The 23,930-nt window shown below is 67.8% G+C and carries 22 protein-coding genes; 12 read left to right on the top strand and 10 right to left on the bottom strand.

What is annotated here, in order from left to right:
* Positions 1-105 precede the first annotated feature (105 nt).
* The gene (locus LGI35_RS36425) at positions 106-549 is read left to right on the top strand and encodes a MarR family winged helix-turn-helix transcriptional regulator (RefSeq protein ID WP_227298521.1); all 444 of its coding nucleotides are present in this window, start codon (positions 106-108) and stop codon (positions 547-549) included.
* Between the two features lie 248 nt (positions 550-797).
* Here LGI35_RS36425 and LGI35_RS36420 read toward each other — a convergent pair whose 3' ends face one another.
* From LGI35_RS36420 to LGI35_RS36400, 5 genes are all read right to left on the bottom strand, one after another.
* The gene (locus LGI35_RS36420; protein WP_227298520.1) at positions 798-2,027 is read right to left on the bottom strand and encodes a cytochrome P450; all 1,230 of its coding nucleotides are present in this window, start codon (positions 2,025-2,027) and stop codon (positions 798-800) included.
* A 318-nt stretch (positions 2,028-2,345) separates the two neighbouring features.
* Positions 2,346-3,038 carry an ABC transporter ATP-binding protein gene (locus LGI35_RS36415; protein ID WP_227298519.1) on the bottom strand — a complete coding sequence of 231 codons (693 nt, stop codon included), beginning with the start codon at positions 3,036-3,038 and terminating at the stop codon, positions 2,346-2,348.
* Positions 3,038-4,834 (bottom strand): branched-chain amino acid ABC transporter ATP-binding protein/permease, encoded by a 1,797-nt coding sequence (locus tag LGI35_RS36410; protein ID WP_227298518.1) that lies wholly within the window; start codon positions 4,832-4,834, stop codon positions 3,038-3,040. Before LGI35_RS36410 ends, LGI35_RS36415 begins: the two co-directional genes overlap by 1 nt.
* Positions 4,819-5,658: a branched-chain amino acid ABC transporter permease gene (locus LGI35_RS36405; protein ID WP_227298517.1), complete on the bottom strand. Its 840-nt coding sequence runs from the start codon at positions 5,656-5,658 to the stop codon at positions 4,819-4,821. Before LGI35_RS36405 ends, LGI35_RS36410 begins: the two co-directional genes overlap by 16 nt.
* A 34-nt stretch (positions 5,659-5,692) precedes the next feature.
* Positions 5,693-6,880: an ABC transporter substrate-binding protein gene (locus tag LGI35_RS36400; protein WP_227298516.1), complete on the bottom strand. Its 1,188-nt coding sequence runs from the start codon at positions 6,878-6,880 to the stop codon at positions 5,693-5,695.
* A 412-nt stretch (positions 6,881-7,292) separates the two neighbouring features.
* Between LGI35_RS36400 and LGI35_RS36395 the strand changes: the two genes are divergently transcribed.
* From LGI35_RS36395 to LGI35_RS36375, 5 genes are all read left to right on the top strand, one after another.
* Positions 7,293-8,441, top strand: a complete 1,149-nt coding sequence (locus LGI35_RS36395; RefSeq protein WP_227298515.1) for a 2-hydroxyacyl-CoA dehydratase family protein — start codon at positions 7,293-7,295, stop codon at positions 8,439-8,441.
* Positions 8,438-9,739, top strand: a complete 1,302-nt coding sequence (locus LGI35_RS36390) for a 2-hydroxyacyl-CoA dehydratase family protein (protein WP_227298514.1) — start codon at positions 8,438-8,440, stop codon at positions 9,737-9,739. The genes LGI35_RS36395 and LGI35_RS36390 overlap by 4 nt, the downstream gene beginning before the upstream one ends.
* 250 nt (positions 9,740-9,989) lie before the next feature.
* Complete coding sequence (locus tag LGI35_RS36385) at positions 9,990-11,243, top strand: CaiB/BaiF CoA transferase family protein (protein ID WP_227298513.1); 1,254 nt, start codon at positions 9,990-9,992, stop codon at positions 11,241-11,243.
* Positions 11,243-12,277: a PaaX family transcriptional regulator gene (locus LGI35_RS36380; RefSeq protein ID WP_227298512.1), complete on the top strand. Its 1,035-nt coding sequence runs from the start codon at positions 11,243-11,245 to the stop codon at positions 12,275-12,277. Before LGI35_RS36385 ends, LGI35_RS36380 begins: the two co-directional genes overlap by 1 nt.
* A complete protein-coding gene (locus LGI35_RS36375; RefSeq protein WP_227298511.1) occupies positions 12,274-13,476 on the top strand; it encodes a cytochrome P450 in 1,203 nt (400 codons plus the stop codon). Before LGI35_RS36380 ends, LGI35_RS36375 begins: the two co-directional genes overlap by 4 nt.
* A 39-nt stretch (positions 13,477-13,515) precedes the next feature.
* Here LGI35_RS36375 and LGI35_RS36370 read toward each other — a convergent pair whose 3' ends face one another.
* The 5 genes from LGI35_RS36370 to LGI35_RS36350 form a co-directional block, all read right to left on the bottom strand.
* On the bottom strand, positions 13,516-14,451 hold the full coding sequence (locus tag LGI35_RS36370) for a PaaX family transcriptional regulator (protein ID WP_227298510.1): 936 nt from the start codon (positions 14,449-14,451) through the stop codon (positions 13,516-13,518).
* A 148-nt stretch (positions 14,452-14,599) separates the two neighbouring features.
* On the bottom strand, positions 14,600-15,064 hold the full coding sequence (locus LGI35_RS36365) for a MaoC family dehydratase (RefSeq protein ID WP_227298509.1): 465 nt from the start codon (positions 15,062-15,064) through the stop codon (positions 14,600-14,602).
* A 14-nt stretch (positions 15,065-15,078) separates the two neighbouring features.
* Entirely contained in the window at positions 15,079-16,563 is a 1,485-nt protein-coding gene (locus LGI35_RS36360) for an acyl-CoA synthetase (protein ID WP_227298508.1), read from the bottom strand.
* A 325-nt stretch (positions 16,564-16,888) separates the two neighbouring features.
* Positions 16,889-17,761 carry an amidohydrolase family protein gene (locus tag LGI35_RS36355; RefSeq protein ID WP_279349020.1) on the bottom strand — a complete coding sequence of 291 codons (873 nt, stop codon included), beginning with the start codon at positions 17,759-17,761 and terminating at the stop codon, positions 16,889-16,891.
* A gap of 19 nt (positions 17,762-17,780) precedes the next feature.
* Positions 17,781-18,695: an SDR family NAD(P)-dependent oxidoreductase gene (locus tag LGI35_RS36350; RefSeq protein WP_227300681.1), complete on the bottom strand. Its 915-nt coding sequence runs from the start codon at positions 18,693-18,695 to the stop codon at positions 17,781-17,783.
* 141 nt (positions 18,696-18,836) lie between these two features.
* Between LGI35_RS36350 and LGI35_RS36345 the strand changes: the two genes are divergently transcribed.
* The 6 genes from LGI35_RS36345 to LGI35_RS36320 all read left to right on the top strand — a co-directional run bounded on the left by LGI35_RS36345 (position 18,837) and on the right by LGI35_RS36320 (position 23,767).
* Positions 18,837-19,292: a MarR family winged helix-turn-helix transcriptional regulator gene (locus LGI35_RS36345; protein WP_227298506.1), complete on the top strand. Its 456-nt coding sequence runs from the start codon at positions 18,837-18,839 to the stop codon at positions 19,290-19,292.
* A 264-nt stretch (positions 19,293-19,556) separates the two neighbouring features.
* Positions 19,557-19,739: a hypothetical protein gene (locus LGI35_RS36340; protein WP_227298505.1), complete on the top strand. Its 183-nt coding sequence runs from the start codon at positions 19,557-19,559 to the stop codon at positions 19,737-19,739.
* An 841-nt stretch (positions 19,740-20,580) separates the two neighbouring features.
* On the top strand, positions 20,581-20,952 hold the full coding sequence (locus LGI35_RS36335; protein ID WP_227298504.1) for a hypothetical protein: 372 nt from the start codon (positions 20,581-20,583) through the stop codon (positions 20,950-20,952).
* The gene (locus LGI35_RS36330; RefSeq protein WP_227298503.1) at positions 20,949-22,232 is read left to right on the top strand and encodes an RNase A-like domain-containing protein; all 1,284 of its coding nucleotides are present in this window, start codon (positions 20,949-20,951) and stop codon (positions 22,230-22,232) included. Before LGI35_RS36335 ends, LGI35_RS36330 begins: the two co-directional genes overlap by 4 nt.
* Positions 22,229-22,915 (top strand): contact-dependent growth inhibition system immunity protein, encoded by a 687-nt coding sequence (locus LGI35_RS36325; RefSeq protein ID WP_227298502.1) that lies wholly within the window; start codon positions 22,229-22,231, stop codon positions 22,913-22,915. The genes LGI35_RS36330 and LGI35_RS36325 overlap by 4 nt, the downstream gene beginning before the upstream one ends.
* A gap of 675 nt (positions 22,916-23,590) precedes the next feature.
* Positions 23,591-23,767: a hypothetical protein gene (locus tag LGI35_RS36320; protein ID WP_227298501.1), complete on the top strand. Its 177-nt coding sequence runs from the start codon at positions 23,591-23,593 to the stop codon at positions 23,765-23,767.
* Positions 23,768-23,930 lie beyond the last annotated feature (163 nt).

The raw sequence follows: 23,930 nt of genomic DNA, 5'->3' as shown, positions 1-23,930 counted from the left end.
TCCGATCGGCTGCCGCCAGGAATGTCAGGTAGCCTGACATGGAAAATGTCGGTGGGCAACCCTGAGGCGAGCCCGGCCCCCGCCCCCTGTCGCCGTGAGGAACACATGCAATCCACCCACCGCAACCTCCCCCAACTGCTCGGTGACGCCCGGCGCTGGTTCGAAGAAGGGCTGCTGGCGGCCATGGAAGCGGGCGGCGCCACGCCGGTGTCCCCGACACAGGCGCAGCTCTTCGCCGTACTGGACGACGAGGGCACCACGGTCTCGGAGCTGGCGCGGCGCATGGGCGTGACCCGGCAGACCGCACACCAGGCCGTGCACGGCCTGATCGCCGCCGGACTGCTCGAACAGGTTCCCGACCCCGCCTCCGCCCGGCAGCGCCTGATCCGGCGTACCCCGGATGGGGAACGCGCGCACCGCCAGGCCGGCGTCATCCTTGAACGGCTGGAAGAGCAGCTCGCCGAACGGATCGGCCGGGGGGCGGTCGATGCCCTGCGGACGGCGCTGGAGGCGCAGTGGGGCCAGCCACCCTCCCCCGGATCAGATTGAGGCCGCTGCCGCGCGGCCGTCCGCGGTCAACGGCGCATTGAGGTCGCCCTCGGACAATGGGCCGGTTGCACCGACTGGCGGCGTTGCTGATCACTGAACCGTTCCGGGTTCGAAAGGGCGAGCCCCACAAGGACAAGTGGAAGAGCTGGGCAGACCAGCCCACCCCATGCCGGAATCCGCGACGCGCTCCCGACACGTCCCTCACAACCTCGAAATTCCCACCCCCAGATCAGCCGGTGGATCCGGGCTCAGGCGCGGACGAAATCCAGCGGAACGGAACGGGTACCCCACTCGGCCCATATGGCCATTTCGGGAGATCCGGCGAGTTGGAAGCCGGCGCAGCGAGTGAGGGCCTCTTCCAGTGTCGTGATCATCATCATCCGGGCGAGGGGCGCTCCGGGGCAGCTGTGCGTGCCTCGGCCGAAAGAGATGTGCCTGGCGATGTTGGGCCGGTGCAGGACGAAGGCGTCCCCGTCGGGGAACACTCGGTGGTCCCGGTTCGCCGAGGTGTAGACGAGCGCCACGGGGTCGTCCTTGCGAATGAGCTGCCCGCCCAGCCTCACGTCCTCACGCGCTGTGCGGGCCATGCCCCGGTAGGGCGAATAGAGCCGAAGGAACTCCTCCACCGCGGCGGGAATGTCCTCCGGCCGGTCGCGCAGGTGATCCTGCAGCTCCTGGTCTTGGCTCAGGTGCACGAACATGTTGCCGATGAAGACACTGGGCGCCACCATCCCGGTGACGATGAGCTGCCGGACGCAGCCGAGCACCATGTCGGCGGGCAGTGGCGCGCCCTGGTATTCGGCGGCGAGCAGCGCAGCGGTGAGATCCTCTTCGGGATCGTGCGGATGGGCCCGTCGCTCGTCGATGACTGACTGGGCGATCTCGTACAGCCGTCGGCTGAGCTTCTTCACCGTCTCGTGGTCGAGGACCTGGATGGCGTCGACGTAGGTGCCGCTGACTTGCTTGATCAGGGTCGAGGTCTCGACGGACAGGTTGAAGAAGTGGGCGAAGACGTGGGCGGGGAACTGGTGCGCGTAGTCCTTGCACACGTCCGTCCAGCCCCGGTCGATGAGCGGGGCGAGGAGTTCGACTGCTGCGGAGCGGACCTTGGGGGCAAGGTCACGCATCTTCGGCGGGGTGAAGAACTTGTTGATGACGCGCCGGTACGCCATGTGGTCCGGCGGGTCGAGATGCAGCGGTGGCCGCACCCCGGTGAACGCGAACTTCGGTATTGCGTTCTGTTGTGACGTCGTGAAGTGCTCGATGTCCGTGATCACCGAGAGCACGTCGTCGTAGCCCAGCAGCGCCCAGAACCCGCCGTACTCCTGGCTGCGGGCGATCGGGCAGCGGGCCCGCAGTCCGGCGAACTCCTCGTGGGCGCTGGTGAAGGTCTCGCCTGGCCGCACGGGATCGAAGTCGTGGGCGTCGCGGCGGCTCTCGTCGGCGCTTGAACGGTTGTTGCGGGGGCTGTGGTTCACGGTCCTCCTTGAGGACAGGTTGGTGCGGAATCAGACGGGTCGGGGCAGGGCTCCGACCCGACACGCGGCACGGCAGTCCCGGCTGAGGGGCCGAGCCGTCGGGTGTCCCGGAGTGCGCGGCGCTGTCGGACGCACGGCGGTGGATCAGGCCGCACTCCATCGAACGTCATCCGTGGAGCCGGTTCGGGGACTCGCGGGCCAGCAGCGGCTCAGGTCGCCGGTGGTACGGGAAGGGGACAGGTCATTCGGACGCCGCGCGACGACGGAGCAGTGCCGGCACCTCCCCGGCACTGCAGATGGCCGTGCCATGCCTGCACGTCACGGTGCCAGCAGGCGAAGCAAGTGCTCCCGAGCCTCCTCTGCGGCGGGTTCCTCGGCCACCAGGCGGCCGAGCTTCATGACCGCGACCCGGTCGCACACTCCCAGGGTCGCGTCGATGTTCTGCTCGACGAGCAGGATGCCGGTGCCGCGTTCCTGGCGTTCCCAGCGCAGGGCGCTGACCACGGTGTCCACCATCGACGGCTGCAGGCCCGCGGTGATCTCGTCCAGGACGATGAGCGTGGGGTCGGCAAGCAGGGCGCGGGCAAGAACGAGCATCTTCTGCTCGCCCCCGGACAGGGTGCCGGCGCGCTGACGCAGACGGGTGCCCAGGACAGGGAAGAGTTCGAGGACGGTCGATCGCCGCTTGAGGTCGATGCGCCCGGCCTTGGCGGCGACGATGTTCTCCTCGACGCTCAGCGCCGCGAACACCGGCTCGTCCTGCGGGCCATAGGCCACGCCTCGGCCCACGGTCCGTTCCGGCAGCCGGCCGGTGATGTCCTCCCCGCCGAGATGCACGGTGCCCGCGGTCGGCCGGATGAAGCCGAGGAGCGTCTCGAGCAGCGTTGTCTTGCCCATGCCGTTGCGGCCGACGACTCCGACGGCCTCGCCGTCACCCACGGTGAGGTCCACCCCCCTCAGGACGGTGGCGGATCCGTAGCCGGATTCGATGCCCTGTGCCGTCAGCTTCATCACGCCACCGTCCCGAGGTAGGCCTCACGGACCACATCGGAGTTGCTGACCTCGGCGGGAGTGCCGTCCTCGATGATCCGGCCCTCGTGCAGGACGACAACACGGTCGGCGATCCGGTTGACGAAGTCCAGGTCGTGCTCGATGAGGATGATCGTCATACCTCCCCTTGCGAGGCGTTGCAACACCGTTCCCACGACGGCCCGTTCGTTGTGGGTGAGCCCGGCGGTGGGTTCGTCGAGCAGCAGCACCTGGGGGCGGGAGGCAACCGAGGCTGCGATCTCCAGTCCCTGTTTGAGCCCGTGTGCCAGCGACGTGCTCTTCTCGTGGTCCCGCCCCTGCAGGCCCATGGCCTCAAGAACGTCGAGCACCGCTGGAGAGGTGGGGATGCGTCGGCTCCGTCGCCAGAAGGAAGGCAGTCTGCCTGCCTTGCGGGCGAGCAGGACCGTCTCGGCCGCCGAAAGGCTTTCGAACAGCTGCGGCGACTGGAACTTGCGGCTCACTCCCCGGCGCGCGAGGCGGTGGGCCGGGGGACGGCGGTCCACAGTGTGTGCGCCGAGGTCGTAGTGCACGGTGCCCCTGGCGGACAGGTTGCCATCGGCGAGCACGGACACCAGCGTCGACTTGCCGGCTCCGTTCGGGCCGACGACACAGAGCAGTTCGCCCCGCTGCACTTTCAGGTCCACACCACGCAGCACCTGAAGGCTCCCGTATCCGAACTCCAGACCGGAAACCGAGATGACGGGTGACTTGTCCGGGAGCGGTGGGGGTGCGGTGGTCTCGGGGACGATCTCGCGCTCGTCGGCCCGGGCATCTCGTCTCAGCAGCCGACCGAACGCGCGGGTGAGCGGCGGCAGGATGCCGCTGGGCGTGAACACCACGACGAGCACGAACAGCAGGCCCTGGATCAGCGACCACTGCGTGGGGAAGCTCCCCGACAGGCGCGCTCCGAGCAGTTGCAGGCCGATGGCACCGATCACCGGGCCGATGATGGTGGCGCGTCCGCCGACCGCCACCCACACCATCATCTGCGTGGCGAACAGGAAGGTGAAGAGGTCGGCGGCCACCAGTCCGGTGGCGAGCGCCATCAGCCCACCCGCGAAGGCGGCCAGGCCCGCGCCGCCCATGAACGTCACGGTCTTGACGTTCTCCACGCTGTAGCCGAGGTAGCGGGTGCGAACCTCGTTGTCTCTGACTGCCCGGAGCAGCAGGCCGACATCGCTGCGGACCAGGATGAGCGCACCCGCGGTGACCAGCACGAGCGCCGCCAGGGTGAGGTAGTACCAGGCGCGGGTGGTGATCGTGAGGGGGTTGAAGCCGAACAGTCCGTTCTCGCCACCGGTGACGGTGGGGAATTGTGAGTAGAGCGTGGTGGCAGCGGTGGTCAGGGCCAGGGTGACGACCGCGATGTAGAACGGGGATCCCTTGGCCGAGAAGGCGAAGCGCCCCACCACGCCGGCGACCGCGGCGGCGATGGCGATGCCGAGGAGCAGGGAAACGGCGTAGCGCCAGGGCTCGTCCTGTACCGAGATGACTAGACCGGTGCTGTCGGTCGTCGTGGTCATGGCACCCACCGTGAGGGCGCCGATGCCGAACCACAGGCCGTGTCCTAGGTCGGGCGCGCCGACGTAACCCCAGACGAGGTCGAGGCTGACGGCGGATATGCCGTAGATGAAGGCGACGGTGAGCAGGCTGACGTCGTATTCACCGACGACCTGGCCGAGCACCACGAACACGAGCACGGCGACAAGTGCGCCGGTGGCCGAGAGTCGGCCGTTGAAGGTCAGGCGTGACGCCATGTCAACCCCTCGGGTCGGATACGCAGGAGAACGACGGCGACCGCGATGACCGCCGTGGAGCTGTAGACGGGGCTGGCCCAATGCGCAAAGAGAATCTGCACCACCCCGAGGACGAGGCAGCTGGTCACGACACCGGACAGCCTTCCGCCGGCAAGCAGCACCGCAAGGAACCCGGTGGCCACCAGGGAGAGCGCGTAGTTGGGGGTGACTGCCTGGGTGGGGCCCAGGGCGGCGCCGGCGAAGCCGGAGAGCGCGCAGCCGACGACGAACGTGACGGCTCGGATGAGCGCGACCCGGATACCGAGCGCACGGGCGAGGTGCTGGTTGGACTGCACCATGCGAATAGTCAGGCCGACCCTGGTGAAACGCATCAGCAGTGCCAGCGCCACGACCAGCGCGGCTGCCAGCAGGATCAGCAGGAGCCGGTAGGTCGGGTACGGCGTTCCGGCGACGGACGTCGCCGTGGCCATCGGCTGGCCGACCGCCTGGTTGTCATGTCCGAATCCCAGCGTCAGGGCCTGAATGACGATCAGAGAGATGCCCCAGGTGGCGAGAATCGTCTCCAGGGGGCGGTCGTAGAGGCGTCGGATGACCAGGCCTTCAACGACGAGCCCGGTGACCGCCGCGGCGGCGGCACCGGTCAGGATGCCGGTCCAGAACGGCCAACCCGCCCGGTGAGTGATCACTGAGGCATAGACGCCGACCGCCATGAAGCCGGTGTGCGCGAGATTGATGACATCCAGTACGCCCAGCACGATGGCCAGGCCCAGGACGACGATGGTGAGGATCCCGACTGCTGTCAGGACGTCGAGCAAGAGCGTCACTTGACTCTCCTTGAGGTCGTTGCCGAGTCGTCCGTCAGCCCTGGCAGGCAAGCTTCGGGGGGATCGGGTCGGACTTCTTGCGGATGGTGAAGGTGCCGTCGGACCGTGCCTGCGCCAGGTACACCGGCTGGTAGCTGAAGGAGTTCATGGACTTGAGGGCGCCGACCGGGCCGTCAATGTCTGTGTGCCGGAGCGCCTTGATGACGTCCCGCCCATCGGCCCCGGACTGCTTGACCGCGGCGGCGAGTGCCTGCACCTGCATGTACGACACGTATGCGTTGACGTCCGGGGCGCCCTTGAGACCGCTTCGCTCGGCCAGATCCTTGAAGGCGTCGTTGCCGTTTCCCTTGATGGCGGCGAAGTAGATGCTGGACGACCAGATTCCCTCGGCGGCGGCGCCCAAGGCCTTGGCGGTGCCCTCGCCGAGCAGCACGTCCACCCGCGTGATGCCCTTGGTACGCGGGTCGGCCGCCCACTGCTTCTGAAGGGCGACGTCGTCGTCACCGATCACGTTGAGGAAGGCGACGTCGGGGCGGGCCTTGACGATGTTGGCGATGTCCTGGGAGAAGTCGGCGGTGCCGCTGGGCTCGTAAGCGGTACCGACGACGGTGCCGCCCAGCTTGGTCAGATGCTCCTTGGCCGTCTCGATGGAGGCCTTCGGCGTGGAGTAGTTGGCGCCGAGGAAGTACCACCTCTTCTTGCCCTCGGCGACGAGTTCGTCGATGGCGGGCAGTGTCTGCTGGTTGGGCACCAGCCCGAGGCTCGTGAGGTTCCAGGCGCAGATGTTGCCTGCACCGGACGACAGGCTCACCAGCGGGATGTCGAGCCGCTTCGCGAGGGCGTTGCAGGCCAGCAGTTGCGGGCCCGGTATGAAGGCGACGATCGCCTGTGCCTTCTGCTGCTGGATGAGCCGGCTGCAGGCGGTGTTGGCGCTGCGTGCGTCCGCACCTGCGTCGGCCACCATGGAGGTGAACCGGACGCCGGCCTTGTTGTGCTTGTTGACATCTTCGAAGCCGGCCTTGCTGCCGGCTTGGGCGTGGTCCGCGTAGACGGAACCCGCTCCGGACAGTTGCAGGATGAAGCCGACCTTGTACGAGTCGGCGGAGCCGCTCGGCGAACCGGCCGACGGGTGCGTTCCGCAGGCGGACAGGACGAGCGCCATGGCGCTCGACATGGCAAGCACGGCGATCGGTCGCCGTCCGTGTCGGATGAGTCGGGCCATCGGCTGTCTCCTCGGGGGATTGCTGGATGCCGTTGCCATGTCGGCCTCGGCGGACAGGTCGTGCGGTGTGCACGAGAGGCGACCGCGGCGAACAACGGAAGCCCGGGCAGGTAGGGGTGGCCTGGGCCTGACCACAGGAGATGGCGCACTCCGTCGTAGCGCTGGAACGTGACGTGAAACATAGAAAGTACGTTGCCGAGTGTCAATGAATGTGTCTCATATTGCTGCACAACTCTTCGGTCACTGACACGGCACAGGAGTGTGCATTGAACCTCAAAACGCCCATACATACGCGGCGTTGAGCGGGATCTAACCTCGACACAAGATACTTGCCTTCCAGATCGTCGCTGCATATGTTGCTCATTGCGACCGGCTGAATTCGCCGGAAGTAGTACACGAGAGGTGGCGGACGTTGAGATCACTGCAGCATCTCCTCACGGTCTACGAGTCCCGGAACGACGCGTTGCCCGCCGAGGTGCAAAGCCGCCCCGTGGTCGCCTGCGTCGGTGCGGACGTGCCCGCCGAGGTGCTCACCGCCGCGGGATTCGTCCCGTTCCGGCTGGCCGGCCGCCCGGATCGGCACGAGGCAGCCGAGCCGTACTGCGGTCCCGGAATCGACCGGCTTGCGGTGTCGCAACTCGCCCGTCTCCTCGAGGGCGACGCCGCAAGGACCGCTGGTCTGGTGATGTCCGCCGACACCGAAGGGTCCGTGCGGCTCTTTCTGTACCTGCGGGAGATCCAGCGTCTTCAGCCCCGCGTCACGGTGCCCCGGTTCACGTTCTTCGACCTCGTCCACCTCCCGCAGCGAACCTCGGCCGCCTACAACCGGACGCGCCTTGACCAGCTGGTCGAGGAGATCAGCAGCTGGGCCGGCCGGCCCGTCACCGACGACCGGCTGCGGACCGCCGCCGAACTCCACGACCGTGTGCGGGAGCTGATACGGACGGTCGGCACCCGGCTGCGCAGCGGCCCCGGTGGCCCGCGCCTGACCGGAGCCCAGGCCCTGGCGGTGATCGGAGCGGCTTTCCTCACGACGCCCGAGCACTGGTGCGAGGCCGTGGAGCGGCTGCTCGACGACGCCGGCCGGCTGCCGGCGCTGCCGGGCACTCGCGTATTCCTGACCGGCTGCGATCACGACCATCCGGATGCCTACGAGGCCATCGAGTCGCTGGGCTGCGTGATCGTCGGCGAGGACCACAGCTGGGGAGCCCTCGCCGGCGAGGCAAGCGTCGGACCCGCGTACGACATCCGCAGTGCTCTCGTCCGGGCCGGGGCCCTGCAAGCGCCCGCCGCCGCGGGTCACAGCGCCGCTGTACGCGCCGCGCAGACGGCGCGCATGGCCGCCGCGTGCGGCGCGGACCTGGTGGTGGCTTGGGCCCGCTGCCATGACGACGCGCCGCCGTGGGACGTCCCGGCCCAGCGCGCGGCCCTGCAAGCCGTCGGGATCCCGATGCTCGCCGTCCCTGCTCAGAGGTACGGCGAAGAAAGGAACGAGAACGTGCGCTCACTGCTGGAACCGGCGCTGCGCCGACCGGCCCGCGCCGCTGGGGTGACCCGGTGACGGCCGATGCCATCGGCCGGCGCAACCGGATGGTGCTGCCCTCCGCAAGCGCGGCCACGGCCTATCAACGGCAGTGGTTCGCCGACCTGAAACAGCGTGCCGCGGACGGCGACCCGGTCGCACTCGTCAACGCCGACGCCCCGCAGGAGATCCTGCGCGCGCTCGACATTCCGTACGTGGTCAACCAGTGGTGGGCGTCGGTCTGCGCGGCCAAGCAGAAATCCGGCCGCTACCTGCGTCTGCTTGCGGACCGCGGATACCCCGCCGACCAGGAGGCGTACAACACCCTGGCGCTGGCGAGCACCTTCGACGAGGACCCCCCGTGGGGTGGTCTGCCCCCCATCTCTCTGGTGCTCGCCGAGACGACGGGGGACGCCCTGCGCAAGGTCTTCGAGGTCTGGGAACGCGAACACGGCGCCGTCTTCCTGCCCTTCGAGCGCACCGTCGCGAACCACCAGGACCCCCGTTGGTGGGAGCGGATCGAGGACGACTGGGAAGCGTTGATCGGCACCGCGCGCATCGACCTGATGACCGCAGAACTGACCGGTGCGGTCAAGCATCTGGAGATGGTCACCGGTCGTGTCTTCGACGAGGAGCGTTTCCGTGAGGTGATGGCCCTGGTCAACGAGCAGCAACTGTGGAACCGGGCAGCTCGCGACCTCATCGCCCGCACCAGCCCGGCCCCCATCACGATCAGTGACAGCATCCCCAGCGTCATGATCCCCCAGTGGCACCGCGGGACGGTGTGGGCACGTGACGCGGCCCGTACCTTCTACCACGAGGTACGCGACCGGGTGGATACGGGAGCGGCCCCCTGCCCCGACGAGCGCATCCGGCTCATGTGGGTGGGGACCGGCCTCTGGTTCGACATGGGCTTCTACACCTGGTTCCAGGAGGTGTACGGCGCGGTCTTCGTGTGGTCGATGTACCTCGCGATCGCGGCCGACGGCTACATCCGCCACGGCGACGATCCGCTGCGCACCCTGGCTGGCAGGTTCGCAGCGTTCCCCGACATGATCAACGCACCGCCGTGGGCGGCGGAGTGGTACGCCAAGGAGGCGGTGCACAACCGCATCGACGGCGCGGTCCATATGGCGGGCACCGATCGCCGGGGGACCTACTTCGTCAACCGCGCCCTGGAGGCGGCCGGCGTGCCGGTGCTTCAGATCGGCGGCGACAGTGGCGACTCCCGGGGCTGGGATGCCCAAGCCGTGCAGGCAGAGGTCTCGGAGTTCATCCAAACCCGGGTGGAACCGGTCGCCGCTCGCCGTCGCGCCCAGGAGAAGGGCACCGACTGAACGTGCCCCTCCGCACCTCGCCGCAACGGCCTCCCAACGGTGCTCCCGCCCCTGCAGCGACACGCTCCTGCTCTGCGGGCGAACTGACGCCGCGGGCTCGGCCCGGAGGGCGGCGAGCACGCGCATCGCCACGGCCGGGTGTCGGTGCCGCGTGCCGGTCGCGGCGTTCCCTGGCACGGCCCTGCCCGTGATTGCGCAGTCGAACCATCAGTCCGACCATCTGCTGTCCCCGCATACCGTCGAGGTACTCATGTCCGCACAGACCCCCGAACTTCCCCGACCGCTCGAAGGCATCACCGTCATCGACCTGACCATCGCGCTGGCCGGTCCCTATGCAACCCTCCTGCTGTCCGGGCTTGGGGCACGGGTCATCAAGGTCGAGAACCCACGAGGCGGTGACCGGGTCCGCAACAACGCGCCCTACTTCGGCCGCGACGGGCTCACGATGCAGCGCCGCCACGACGACGACATTTCCCTGGGGACCCTCGAACGCACCCGGGGCAAGGAGAGCGTGACGCTCGATCTGAAGCACCCGGCCGGCCGCGAGGTCTTCGCGGACCTGGTACGGCAGGCGGACGTCGTCGTCGAGAACTACAGCCGTGGCACTGCCGATCGGCTCGGCGTCGGCTACGCGGCCGCCACCGAGATCAACCCCCGCATCGTGTACTGCTCGATCAGCGGCTTCGGGCAGGCCGGCGAGCCGGGGACCGGCAAGGCGATGGACGCGATCGTGCAGGCGCTGTCCGGAACGATGATGACGTCCGGCAGCCCGGGTGACCCGCCGGTCCGCGTGGGGTTTCCCATCGGCGACCTGTCCGCACCGCTCTACGCGGTCATCGGTGTCCTGGGCGCTCTGCGGCAGGCGGAGGCAACCGGGATCGGCCAGCATGTCGACGTCTCCATGCTCGGCTCGCTCACCGCGCTGGTCGCCGGCGAGCAGTCGCACCTGCTGACCCGGCTCGGCCTGTCCGGCCGCAACGGCAGGTTCATGCCGCGGCTGGCGCCGTTCGGGGTGTTCGAGACCGCCGACGGCTGGGTGGCCGTCTGCGCACCGGAGGACAAGTTCGCGCGGGGAGTGCTGACGGCGCTGGGGCGCCCCGAGCTCCTGGCCGACGGGCGGTTCACCACCCGTGACGCGAGGGTGGCTCATGCCGACGAGTTCCATGCCCTGATCGAGGAGTGGTCACGCAAGCACCCACAGGACCGAGTGATCGCCGCTCTGGAGGCCCACGGTGTCCCATGCGCCCCGGTCAGGGAACCCGCCGAGGCCGTCAGCGACGCGTCGCTGCTCAGCCGCGGCGACACCGTTGCGCTCCACCATCCCGCCTACGGCACTGCGGACGGATTGATCGGCAGCGGCATGCCCGTTCACATGTCCCGCTCCCGTACCGATTTCGCCGACGGTGTCCCCCACCTCGGTGAAGACAGCCGGCTCGTCTACCGCGAGCTGCTGGGCTACTCCGCGGAGCAGATCGACGGGCTCGTCGCTGATGGAGCCATCTGATGACGTCTGCTGCCCTTGGACCCACCGGCTCGGCACAGTCGGGCGACGTGGTTCCGACCGCCGGGGCCCCTGGCCCGCATCTGCCCCGTCCCCAGGCGGGCTCGTCGTCTCAGCACCTGTTGACGACCCTGCTGGGCGACTACTGGGCGGGGCGCACTGAGCACCTGCCGTCGGCGGCGCTCGTGGCTCTGCTCGGCGAGTTCGACATCGGTCCCGCCGCCGCCCGCGCGGCGCTGAACCGGCTGGCCCGTCGCGGCGTGCTCGCCTCGACCAGAGTGGGGCGCTACACCTATTACGGCTTCGCGCCGGGCGCCGCGGAAGTACTCATGGCCGGCGCATACGAATTCGTGTCCTTCGGACAAGGCGACCGATCGTGGGACGGGCAGTGGACCCTCGCCCTCTTCTCGCTCAACGAGAGGGAACGGGATCTGCGCCACGCGGTGCGCTCGAAACTGCGCTGGCTGGGTTTCGCCCCGCTCTACGACGGCACGTGGGTGTCGTCCCGCCCGGTAGCCGCCCAGGCCCGGCACGAGCTGGACCGCCTCGGGATCCGGGACGTCACCGTCTTCCGCGCGGCGGAGCAGCCGGGGTCGCCCCGTCGACCGGTCGACGCCTGGGATCTCGACGAGGTCGAGGCGACCTACGCACGTTTCGTGACGGCCTACGGCCCGCTGCGCGACCAGGTCCGTGAGGGAGAAGTGAGTGCTGCCCAGGCGCTGCTCGCCCGCACGAGGATCATGGACAGCTGGCGCACGTTCCCCGGTATCGACCCGGATCTCCCCGCCAACCTGCTGCCACGCGAATGGCCCCGGAAAGACGCCCGCACCATCTATGTCGAGGTCTACGACGCCCTCGGCCCCCTGGCTGCGCTCCGGGTCCGGCAGATCGTGGGCCGGTACACGCCGGAACTCGCCGAGTACATCGAGTACCGCTCCACAGATCAGCTGCTCGGGTTGGGCAGCCAGGCGATGCAGCGTCGCCGCTCCCCCCGACTCCTTCCCGGCCGGCCAACCAGCGATCGGACCCACCCATGACTGCCGTGGACCCCTGCCCCGACAGGCCGGACGACTTCGACCCGACGGCCGACAACGCACCGGACCGCGTGCACGCCATGTACCGCCGGCTGAGGGCCGAATGCCCCGTCGCGCACAGCAGTTCCTACGGTGGTTTCTGGGCCTTGACGCGGTACCGGGAGGTTCGTGCGGCGGCGCTCGACGACCGTACCTTCATCTCGTCGGTCAAAGCCGTCGTCCCCAGTGATCCTCGCGGGCTGCGCAGACCTCCGCTGAACTTCGATGCACCCGCGCACACTCCGTACCGCCGGGCGCTGGAGAGGACGCTGCAGCGTGACCGGCTGCAGCGGTTGATGCCGCGGCTGCGCCGGCACGCCGGCAAGGAACTCCAGCCGCTGCTCGACCGTGGCCACGGTGACATTGCGCAGGAGTTCGGCACCCGTTTTCCTGCGTGGACCACGACCGAGTGGCTCAACCTCACGCCGGACGTGGCTCCGCTGCTCGCCGAGACGTCGGCCCGGTGGGTGCAGGCCTGGCGCAGCCAGAACAAGGACATCGTCAACTCGACGAGTCAGAAGCTGTACGACATGGCGCGCGAGCTGGTTGCCGATCGGCGGCGCAATCCCCTTCCTGTCGACGAGGATCCCGCGAGTTCTCTTCTGTCGGAACGCATCGACGGCGTGCCGCTGGACCCGGAGCACGTGGTCGGGGCGCTCCGTCAGTCGCTCGTGGTCGGGATGGTGGCACCACCGATCATCCTCGGGTCGATCGCCGTCCATCTTGCGGACGACCCGGAATTGCAGCAACGGCTGCGTTCACGTCCCGAGCTGATTCCGGACGCCCTGGAGGAGTTTCTGCGGCTCTATGCGCCTTATCGGGGGTTCGCACGCACCCCGTCCGCGCCCGTGGAGATTCTGGGTCGCACCATCCGCCCGGAGGAGCCCGTCACGCTCGCGTACGCGTCAGCGAACCGGGACGCCGCGGTCTTCGACGATCCCGACACGTTCCGGATCGATCGGGCGAACATCGCTGGGCATCTCGCTTTCGGCCGGGGACGGCACCGCTGCCCCGGGGCACCCATGGCGCGGACGATGCTGAGGATCGCGCTTGAGGAACTCCTGTCCCGTACAACGTCGTTCACCGCCGTCGGTGAGCGCGAGGGCGCCAGGATGCCTGAACTGGGCATTGTCTCGGCCGAGTTGCAGCTCACTCCTGCCTAACAGTGGGTGCTGACCGCCTCACCGCGCGCCGCTCCGTTCCTATCCGGCCGCCCAGTCGGCGGTAGTTCGGTGGCCGGCTTGTTCGGCCACCGCACCGTCGTGGACGGCGACGAGCTGCCGGAACCGCAGCTCTGCGAGAGGCGCGAGCCCGTCGTACAGGGACACGAACAGCGACCGCGCCGTTGTCCGGGGCCAGTCGGGGGAAAGCAGTTCGTCCGGTAGGTCCGGGTCGATTCCCGGAAAGGTACGCCAGGCGTCCAAGACCTGGAGCCGGCCGGCCAGGGCGGCGCTGGGGCTCACGTCTCCCGCCGTCAGCCGTACCGCCAGTTGCTGGTGGTCGGCGACGAAGGTCCGGTAAGCCGCGGCTACGTCGCTCAGGTTCCACGCCGCCAGCGGCAGGGTCTCCCCTGCCTCCTCGGCCCTGAAGATCGTCAAGTTGTCCACTCCCGCGGCCCGGAAGATCGGCTCGAGAGCCGCCGGATCGGCGTGCGCCGAAACCCACAGCCCGTCGAACAGCGGCGCGAACCCGAGCCACCTCAGATAGCTGCGTACCCGGTGGCGGACGTGGCGCTGCTGTTCCGGAATGCTGAAGGCAGCCAGCGTCCACAGGCCGTCCCAGTCCGGCTGCAACGAGCCGAAACGCACGATGCTCGCGGTCTTGTGCCGGGTGTCCTCGCAGCCGATCGCGCTCAGCCGCAAGTAGGACTGGCGCCCGGACCGCTCGGTCTCCAGCACTCCCCGCTTGACGAGCCGGTTCGCGGTCGCGCGTGCGCTCGTCTCGCTGATACCGAACTCCGCCAGCAGGGTGATGACCGTACTCATCGACAGAGCCGCCGGGGCGTCCAGCCAGTGCTCGCCCAGCAACGTGGTCAGCAGCCGTTGCGGAGACGCCCCGGTCTGCTGGCGTGGGAGGACGGACCCCTCCTGTGCGCGGCGCAGCACAAGCGCCTCGATCGACGGGTTCTTCTCCGGCATCGCTCCAGCTTAGTACCCCGCCCCTCGCGGCCTGGCGACGGTGGAGACAGGGCTGGTGGCAGATCGGCGGACGGGGTGGGAGGAGCCCCGGGCCGGTCGTCGCCTCCCGCCCGCGGCCCCGGGGCACGCTCCTCCCACCGGCAGGGTGCTACGCGTAGTGACGGTAGATGGCCTGTGCGACGCAGGCCGGCTTGTCCGCACCGTCGATCTCGATGGTGAAGGTCAGGCGCATTTCCACGCCGTTGCCCTTGACGTCCTCGACCGAGTCGACCACGCCGTGCAGACGCACCTTGGCGCCCACCTTCACGGGGTGCGGAAAACGCACCTTGTCGAGGCCGTAGTTGATGCTCATCGAGGTGCCCTGGATGGTCAGCAACTGGTTGAAAAGGGGAATGATCAGGGACAGGGTCAGGTAGCCGTGAGCGATGGTGCCACCGAAGGGGCCGTCGGCGGCACGAGCGGGATCGGTGTGAATCCACTGGTGGTCACCGGTGGCGTCGGCGAAGGTGTTCACCCTTTCCTGGGTGATCTCAAGCCACTCGGTACGGTCGAGGCCGGTGCCCGCCAGGGCCTTGATCTCGTCGAGTCCGGTGGCGGTGCGCAGGGCGGTCATGATGGGGAGCTCCTTCAGTTGGATGTGCCGAATTGTTCGTGGATACGGCGCTTGAGTAGTTTTCCGGCGCCGCTGCGGGGCAGTGCATCGGCGAAGACGACGGACTTGGGGATCTTGTATCGGGCCAAGCGCCCGTCGAGAGAGGCGATGATGTCGTCGGCCGTCGCCTCGGAGGCCGGGGCGAGGACGACGACCGCGCGGGGCACTTCGCCCCATGTCTTGTCCGGGACACCGATGACGGCGCAGTCAACGACGGCCGGGTGGTCGTAGAGAACCTTTTCGACCTCGGCGGGATAGATGTTCTCCCCGCCCGAAATGATCAGATCCTTCACGCGGTCGACGATGGTGACGTACCCGTCCTCGTCGGTGGCCACGACATCACCGGAGCGGAACCAGCCGTCGTGAAAGGCAGCAGCGGTCTCGGCGGGCAGATTCCAGTACCCACTCATCACGTTGGGTCCCTCGACCAGCAGTTCACCGCGTGCGGCATCGTTGCCGTCGGCATCGACGACACGGATGTCACTGAAGAAGTGCGGCAGACCTGCCGTACCGGTCTTGTCCAGGGCGTGCTCGGCGTCGAGCAAGCAGACGCCGGGCGAGGACTCCGTCATGCCGTAGCCCTGGATGAAACCGAGACCGCGTTGCTGGTAGACGCGGACCAAGCCTTCGGGAACCGGCGCGCCGCCGCACAGCAGCATGCGCAACGACGACAGGTCGGCCTCGGCGAACCGGGGTTCGGCGGCGATCTGCTGGAACATGGCCGGCACCCCGAACAACACGGAGACCCGGTGCCTTTCGACGAGGTCGAGGGTACGGCTCGCTGAGAATTGTTCCTCGATGACCAGGGTGCCGCCCTTCAGGACGGTGGGCAGACTGGTCATGTTCAGTGCCGCGGTGTGGAACAGCGGAGCGGACAGCAGGGTCACGTCCCCGGTGACGAAGTCGCCGTCGACCAGGGTGTTGAAGCTGTTCCAGATGAGGTTTCCGTGGGTCAGCACGGCCCCTTTGGCGCGGCCGGTGGTGCCCGACGTGTAGAGGATCATCGCGTTGTCCTCAAGGCCGACCACGAGATCGAGCGGCGCGTCCGAGGAGCGGGCGAGGGCCTCCTCCAGGTCTTCGTCCACGCTGACGGTCTGCCGAACACCGCTGGAAGCCGCGAACGCCTCGTAGGAAGGCGAATACACCAGGACACTGGCCCCGGAGTCTGTCAGACAGTGCCGCAACTCCGGCTGCGCCAGCCGGGTGTTGAGGGGCAAGAAGACGGCACCGAGTTGGCCGCTGGCGAAGAGCGTCTCGAGGAAGGCGGGGTGGTTGGGTCCCAGGAACGCGACGCGATCGCCGGGGCGCACACCAAGACTGCGCAAGTGGTGAGCCAGGCGCGTGGTGCGGTCGTGGAGTTGTGCGTAGGTGCGCCGGGTGGCGCCGTGGACGAGAGCCAGGCGGTCCGGAGACTTACGGGCGCGTCGCGCGGTCCAGGATCCGATGCCGTGGTTGCGCATGCGAGTGCCGTGCCTTTCGGATGTGATCGGACGAGCCGGCCAAGAAGGGAGTGGAGAAGACGGACGGCTCGGGAGTGTCGGATAAACCTTTGGCCCGGGAGCCGGTGGCCACGGTTCCCGGCGGGGCTCCGCAGGGCAGCCCGTCGCCTGCTACGCCGGGCATGACACGGCCGGTCACGCCACGCCTCGACGTTGCCGAGGAATTCCTGCCGTCGCCTCAACACGTGCGGCGAGACCTACGGAGCCCCCGCTCGCGAACCGGTCGGACAGCGGCCCGTACCGCGACAGGGTTCCGGCACGGTGCGCCGGAGACAACAGACGGCGGTCAGTCCTGAACCAGACCGAGCAGTCGCGCCGCATTGTCCTTGAGGATGCGCGGCCGTACCTCAGGCTTGATATCGAGCTTGTCGAAGTCGCTCAACCACCGGTCCGGAGTGATCACCGGATAGTCCGATCCGAAGAGCACCTTGTCCTTCAGCAGGGTGTTGGCGTACCGGACGAGCTGTGGCGGGAAGTACTTCGGGGACCAGCCGGACAGGTCGATGAAGACGTTCGGCTTGTGCGTCGCAACGGCCAGAGCCTCGTCCTGCCACGGAAAGGACGGATGGGCCAGGATGATGCGCAGGCCCGGGAAGTCGGCCGCCACGTCGTCGATGAGCATGGGATTGGAGTACTTCAGGCGAATACCGCCTCCTCCCGGCACACCAGCGCCGATACCGGTCTGACCGGTATGGAAGAGGGCGGGCACGCCCAGTTCCTCGATGGCCTCGTACAGGGGGTAGGCCAGCCGGTCGTCCGGCGAGAAGCCCTGCAGACTCGGGTGGAACTTGAACCCCCGTACGCCGTGCTCGTGAACGAGACGCCGGGCCTGGCGCACCCCCGCACTGCCCCGCCACGGGTCGATCGAGGCGAACGGGATGAGAACGTCCGCATGGTCCGCGCAGCTCTCGGCTACTTCTTCGTTCGGGATCGGCGGGTGCCCCAGCGCGTGCTCGGCGTCGACCGTGAAGACGACGGCAGCCATCCGGCGCTGCCGGTAGTACTCCGCCATCTCGTCGATGGTGGGCTGGCGGTGTCCGTGTGCCGCGAAGTACTTCTCGGAGGCGGCCATGAGTTCAGGACTGAGCGAGGGATGCCCCGTCCGCGACACCTCCGCATGCGTGTGCACGTCGATCGCGGTGAGCTGCTCCGGGTCGATTGCGGTGGACGAAGGCATGTCAGGCGCCCGTCGGCGGCTGGGGGGCGGGGATGCCGCAGCTCTCCGGTTCCGCCCCGATGCCGCCGGCCCAGTCATGGGCGATCTCCTCGGCGGACCAGCCGCCGTCACGCAGCATCACCGCCTTCTCGTTGGGATGGGACCACAGTGCGAGGCGGTCTCCGCCGACGCCGATGGCCTGGCCGGTCACACCGCTGGAGGCGTCGGAGGCGAGGAAGGTGACGAGCCCGGTGACATCGTCGACCGTGCCGAGTCCTTCGTCCTTGCGCATCCAGTCCGGCAGGGGCGCACCGGTACGTTCAGCCTCTTCGATGGCGGGCGCGAAGACCGGAATGGTCTTGGTCATCTCGGTGGCAGCGACCGGGACGACGGCGTTTACGGTGATCTGGGCCCGGGCCAGTTCCATGGCCCACGTGCGCGCCATGGCCACGATGCCCGCCTTGGCCGCCGCATAGTTGGTCTGTCCGAAGTTCCCGCGCTGCCCCGCAGGCGAGCCGATCAGAATGATGCGTCCGCCCTCACCCTGCTCACGCATCCGCACAGCTGCTGCTCGGGCACAGGTGAAGGTGCCGCGCATATGAACACGCACGACGTCGTCGAAGTCGTCGTCGGTCATCTTCCACAACACCCGGTCGCGCAAGATGCCGGCATTGGTGACGAGGACGTCCAGCCGCCCGAAATGCTCCACCGCCGCGGAGACCAGCTGTTCGGCCGCGCCGGTGTCACCGACGGCAGCCGTCACACCGACAGCCTTGCCGCCGGCCGCTTCCACGGCCTTGACCGCAGCCTCGACCGCCTCCTCTTCCACGTCGTTGACGACAACGGAGGCTCCTGACGCGGCGAGCGCCCGAGCATATGCGAGACCCAGCCCGCGTCCACTGCCGGTGACGACGGCGACCTTCCCGATCAAGTCCATGACTACCAACCCTTCATTGACAGAATTCCTGGCAAGCGCCAGTTTTTCGATCAACAGGAATCCTGTCAATGGGCTAGGGTGACTCTTCTACACGGGGCATGCCACGCGCATCCCTCAAAGCAGCAACACCGGGAGGACGCCGTGCCGAAAGCAGTCACACCGACGGCCCGCCAAGGGGAGAAGGACCTTCCTTCTCTCCTCTACCTGGTCAAACGCACCGAACTTGTCGTCCGGGCCCGGCTGGACGAAGCGCTCAAGCCGTCGGGCGTGACCGCGCTGCAGTACACGGCACTGACCGTGCTCCATCGGCACGACGGACTGACGGCCGCCCAGCTCGCGCGCAGCTCATTCGTCACCGCCCAGTCCATGGCGGACATGGTCCGCACCCTGGAAGCCTGCGGGTACGTCGTCCGCCGCGCCAATCCCACCAACCGGCGGGAACTCCTCATCGGCTTGACCGAGCTCGGCCGCCAGCTCCTTGCGGACCACGAGGAACCTGTACGCGAACTGGAGCGGCGAATGACGGACGGCCTCACCCCGACGGAAACCGCCCAACTACGCAACGCACTCACCCACGCCTGGCGTCAACTGTCCTGACCCCGCTCCTGCATGTGCGCGAGGTCCTGCAGCACCGCAGGACCTCGAAGCCGCAGGCCCCTTCGCAGAGAACGGCCACTGCCTCACCCGTCTTCCACGCGGCCCGCACCGGACGATGGAGCGGAGCGAGGTCGGCGCGAACAGCGCTTCTTCGCTTTCCTGCCGAGCCGTTCACCCCTGACGGCAAAGCCGTCGGCCCCAGCCAAGCGACCTCGGGGCTGACCATTCCCTGCGTGTCGATGACGCGACCCGCATGGGTGGCTGTTGAAAGTCATCGAGCTGCTGTCGGCCCGCTCTCCGCGCCTGGACCGCGCTCTGAAGGAAATCGCCGGGAACGGTGGCGCCGTCATGCTGCTCGACAGCACCCTCGTGCGCACGCGCAGACACATCGGGAACGAAAGCCGGCCGAACTACCCGGGCAAGCACCACCGCTGTCCCTCGCCCTGACCGACAAGCGCTGCAACCTGGGGCGTTCGGCGGCGAAGCCGGGACGCTCCAGCTAGATCACCGCCGCCCGCCACAAATAGGATCAGCGCCCAACCACGGAAGGTCGGCCTCAGGGCCAGACCTCGGCTTCACCGGCCTGGACGACGACACCGACGCCCCAGTCATCATCACCGGCCGCAGCCACCCGAGGCCCGTAGCGCTCCCGAGGAGCAATCCGTTAAGAGGACTGGGAGGGAGCGGGCCCGGGAACAGAAAAAGGGCCGTTATGAAAACGGCCCTTCACCTGCGACGTTCGATACGTTCGAACTGTCGGGACGACAGGATTTGAACCTGCGACCCCTTGACCCCCAGCGGTGCGGTCGATCCCTGCACGAGCCCGCAAATCCCGAAGCGTCACATTGAACAACTGCCAGCACCAGCGCTACGCAGTTATTGGAACTGCCGTACTGAAAAAGGCAGTTCGGGCTCTTCCGGGAAAAGTTCATGTCCTCTACCTGCTGTACGCGCGCATCGCAGGCCCCGCGGGTCTTCGCCTCCAAACCAGCGCTGTTCAATCGCCTGGAGCCCTCGACGCCCGCTGTGAGTCACTACGGCATGTACGCCACCCGAAGAGAATGTTGGCGTTGGAGACACCGCGCGAAGCATCGAGGCGGAGGGTCGCGGGAGCAGGGGTCGTCGCCGGCGAAGCCCAGCCACTCCCACCACATCCCCCCGTCCGCGTGCCCTGCGGAATCTTGAACGGAACTTTGCTGTCGCTTGACGGCGATCTCGAGTGCGAACCCTGCAAGCCATTTAAGGTCTTTGCGCTGGTGAGCCAACGGAGGGGACTGGGCGCGACACCATGAGTGATCAGGGTAGCGGCGGCGACGCCGAGATACTCGACATCAAGATTGCCGACCTGAAGGCGACGGCTCCGCATTTCCACACGCACAGCGCCGACCTCACAAAGGCACTGACCAAGCTCAAGACGGGCCTGGCGGCAGCTGGTTCACCGTGGGGGGACGACAAGCAGGGCAAGCAGTTCCACGGGCACTACGGCCCGAACGTGAAGAAGATGGAGCACGCCGCCGAGATCCTGGCCCTCGGCCTGGCCAGCATCCACGACGCCATGAAGGACATGGCGGACGGCCACATCGACAACGAAGAGCTTGTCCGCTCGATGTTCAGCAAGATCAAGGCCACACCGCACAACAGCCACGGAACCGACCAGTGAGCATCGCCGACAAGGCGAAGAAGATCGTCCAGGACATGACCGGCATGTGGTGGCCAGATGCCGATGAGGACGGTCTGCGCCACGCAGCCAAGGCCTGGCGGGACTTCGCCGATGACCTCGAAGACATCACGGCCGCCGCGAACAAGTCGGCGCGCGGCATCATCACGCACAACAAGGGCGAGGCGATATCCGCCTTCGACGACCCATACTGGCGCCGCTACTACCACGACGGGCATGGCTGGCTCCAGGACATGATCGACGGCGCCCGCGACATGGCGAAATCGCTCGACCAGTACGCCGATGCCGTCCACCACGCCGTCAAGCGTCTGGAACACGAGCTGGAGATCGTCGGCGCGACCATCGCCGCCGGAACCCTGCTGGCTGTCTTCACCGCCGGCATCTCCGAAGCCGCCGCGGCCGCGGCCACCGCGACGATCGTCGACCTGGCCGCCACCCTCGGCGTGGCCGTCTCAACTGAGATCGCCACCATCGCGGGCACCACTCTGGCCACCGCGGCCATGGCGGGCATCGAATCGATCACCGTCGACCTGGCCGTCACCCAGCCCGCCGCAATGGCTACTGGAGAGAGTAAGGGCCTCAACCTCGACGAGGCCCATCAGGCACTGCTCTACGGCGCCATCACCGGCGGAGCTCTCGGCGGCGCGGGCGCCACGTACCGCGCCGCGCAGAATGCTGGCGGAATGACCGAACTTCTCGGCGGCATTCGCATGCCCACCTTCGAACCCGCCCTCGCGTTTCCTGGGGGCGGGTCGACGAGCCTGGAGGACCTCGGCCTTCTCATCAAGGGGGACGGGGAGCCCAACGCCTGGCCTCGCAGCAAGCGCAAGGGCGCGTATAGGCCGAAGTACGGAGCGGATCTGGCAGGCGACGAAGGCAAGGGGACCGCCACGAGCCACGCCCACACTCTGGAGCGGCATGTCGAGGTCAGCACACAGGATCTCCGGGCCCGCCTTCGCGGGGATGCGAACCTGGACGATGCTTCACGCTATGTCGACCAGGCCTCTGCCCAGAAGCACACCCACGCCGTTGTTCTCAAGCACCAGAAGGAAATCGAGGAGTGGCTGAACAACGGGAAGCCCGCAGGCAAGAAGGACTTCACCGTCGACCTTGGCGAGCCCACGGGGTTGAGCTTGTCGCGTAGCAACTTCAGAAACGGCCTGCCCCCAGAATGGGTCACCGGCGCAACCGTGGTTCTGAAGAAGGATCCGACCGCTGCGCTGGGCTACCGAGTCCTGACCTCCTACCCCACCACCCCATGAACACCACACCGGACAGGCATCCCATGACGCCGACGCCAACCGACCGTTTCCGCGAACTGCGCGACCTGCTCCGCGCTTACGAATCGACTGGGCACACCTTCGACGACACTCTGGAGACACCCGGCACCGCGCTGAGTTCCTATTTGCGTACTGCAGCGTTCGCACCCGAGCGCGCGGAAGCCGCCGCGCGAGAGATCGACGACCTCCTCGCCACCGGTCTGTTCAGCGACGAGATCGCCGACGACGTTGACCTCCTGCCTCACATCGAGCCCCCCAAGGGCGTCGGCGTTGAGGAGTGTCTGCGTGCCGTACGGCACCATCTGAGCATCTTCCTGGCGAAGCGCCCCGCGCCCAAGGCCGGCTTCCGCCCGCAGACTTCGTGGGAATGGCGGCACCGCTTTCCAGCTCTCTCTCACCTGCTGACGTCCTACTTCCATCAGGACTTCTCGCTTGAGTACCAGTCCCGGGGAGAGGCGATCGACGACTACCTCTCGATCGAGTCGCGGGAAGACCATGAGGCCGTTGATCAGGAAGTTGACGGATTTCTCGCTGTCAACACGAGCGACGACGACCTGCAGGAAGCCACTCACATTCTCGGCCTGCGGATTACTCCACCCGGTGATGTGACGTTGCGTCAATGGCTCCTCGACATTGAAGGCATCCTCCGTCACCACGGTCAATAACCTGACAGGCCGTGAGTGGGATGCAGGCTGTGAGTGCCCGAAGCTCAGCCACCGCTGCTGACCTAGGCCTTGTGGTCGAGGCCAGGCAGGCCGAGATCCTGAAGTATGGCTCTGCGACTGCTGTACCTGATCTTCCTGGAGGTCCTGGGGCGGATTGCGTTGCTGGCGCGATCGGAGGCGACGAAGAACGCGGAGATTCTCGCACTTCGGCACCAACTCGCCGTCCTCCGCTGTCAGATCGCCCGAAGGGCGGCCCTGATCCGAAGCGGAAGCGCCCGTGTCACTCCAGCTGTAGCGGCAGTCCAAATGAACGGCGCATCTCAACTACGCCAAGCCGTCATTGACCGTGGTTGACCGCACGATGTGGCACGGCAGTGGCACGCGGCCTGGGGCCGTGCGGCGAAGGACGTCGAACTCCTGGTACTGCGGCATAGCTTGCGGTGTTGCGACGACAGGTCGGCCGACCTGAGTTGGAGCCGGGTGTTGCTCGCGGCGTTGTCGCGGCTGCTGCCCAAGGAGCCCAGCACGACACGGATCCGCGGCAGCGCTTCACTCACCCAGCGATCGTAGGACGCGGCCGCCACCCGCCAGGTCACCTGCCAGGGGGCCGCGACGCAAGGCCCGCTCGTCCTCCACGATCCGCGGCCTCAACTCCTGCGCCTGGAAGGCCACGCTGTGACGAACCTCCCCTCGACCATGCTCAGTGACCGCGCCGCCCGCCGGATCGGGTGCGCCGCCGTCGGCGTCCTGGTGGTCGGCCTGGTCCTCCTGTTCGTGCTCCTGGCCCTCCACGCCGACGGCGACGACACGGCTCCGGCCAGAGCTGCCCCGGGTACGCCGCGGGCACCGTGAACCCCGCGACGTGCCTTGCGTACGGGCACGGGCAGGGGGCGGCCGCCGGGACCGGTAACGCCGGGAGCAGTGCCCGTAATCCCGTCCCGCAGCAGCCCAAGGCACCCGCGGCGAAGGCACCGGCGCCCGCGCTGAAGGTCCCCGCGCCGCCGGTCCGGATGGA

The sequence above is a fragment of the Streptomyces longhuiensis genome (assembly GCF_020616555.1).
Classification (GTDB): domain Bacteria; phylum Actinomycetota; class Actinomycetes; order Streptomycetales; family Streptomycetaceae; genus Streptomyces; species Streptomyces longhuiensis.
Note: the sequence above shows the minus strand (reverse complement) of the source record. Positions and strands in the feature narration are given on the sequence as shown.

Bases quoted from the DNA above. Each gene is read 5' to 3' on its own strand.
- LGI35_RS36370 (WP_227298510.1), bottom strand. From the start codon at position 14,451: ATGCCGGAGAAGAACCCGTCGATCGAGGCGCTTGTGCTGCGCCGCGCA.
- LGI35_RS36350 (WP_227300681.1), bottom strand. From the start codon at position 18,695: ATGGACTTGATCGGGAAGGTCGCCGTCGTCACCGGCAGTGGACGCGGG.
- LGI35_RS36385 (WP_227298513.1), top strand. From the start codon at position 9,990: ATGTCCGCACAGACCCCCGAACTTCCCCGACCGCTCGAAGGCATCACC.
- LGI35_RS36380 (WP_227298512.1), top strand. From the start codon at position 11,243: ATGACGTCTGCTGCCCTTGGACCCACCGGCTCGGCACAGTCGGGCGAC.
- LGI35_RS36335 (WP_227298504.1), top strand. From the start codon at position 20,581: ATGAGTGATCAGGGTAGCGGCGGCGACGCCGAGATACTCGACATCAAG.
- LGI35_RS36360 (WP_227298508.1), bottom strand. From the start codon at position 16,563: ATGCGCAACCACGGCATCGGATCCTGGACCGCGCGACGCGCCCGTAAG.
- LGI35_RS36325 (WP_227298502.1), top strand. From the start codon at position 22,229: ATGAACACCACACCGGACAGGCATCCCATGACGCCGACGCCAACCGAC.
- LGI35_RS36410 (WP_227298518.1), bottom strand. From the start codon at position 4,834: ATGGCGTCACGCCTGACCTTCAACGGCCGACTCTCGGCCACCGGCGCA.
- LGI35_RS36415 (WP_227298519.1), bottom strand. From the start codon at position 3,038: ATGAAGCTGACGGCACAGGGCATCGAATCCGGCTACGGATCCGCCACC.
- LGI35_RS36375 (WP_227298511.1), top strand. From the start codon at position 12,274: ATGACTGCCGTGGACCCCTGCCCCGACAGGCCGGACGACTTCGACCCG.
- LGI35_RS36425 (WP_227298521.1), top strand. From the start codon at position 106: ATGCAATCCACCCACCGCAACCTCCCCCAACTGCTCGGTGACGCCCGG.
- LGI35_RS36400 (WP_227298516.1), bottom strand. From the start codon at position 6,880: ATGGCCCGACTCATCCGACACGGACGGCGACCGATCGCCGTGCTTGCC.
- LGI35_RS36365 (WP_227298509.1), bottom strand. From the start codon at position 15,064: ATGACCGCCCTGCGCACCGCCACCGGACTCGACGAGATCAAGGCCCTG.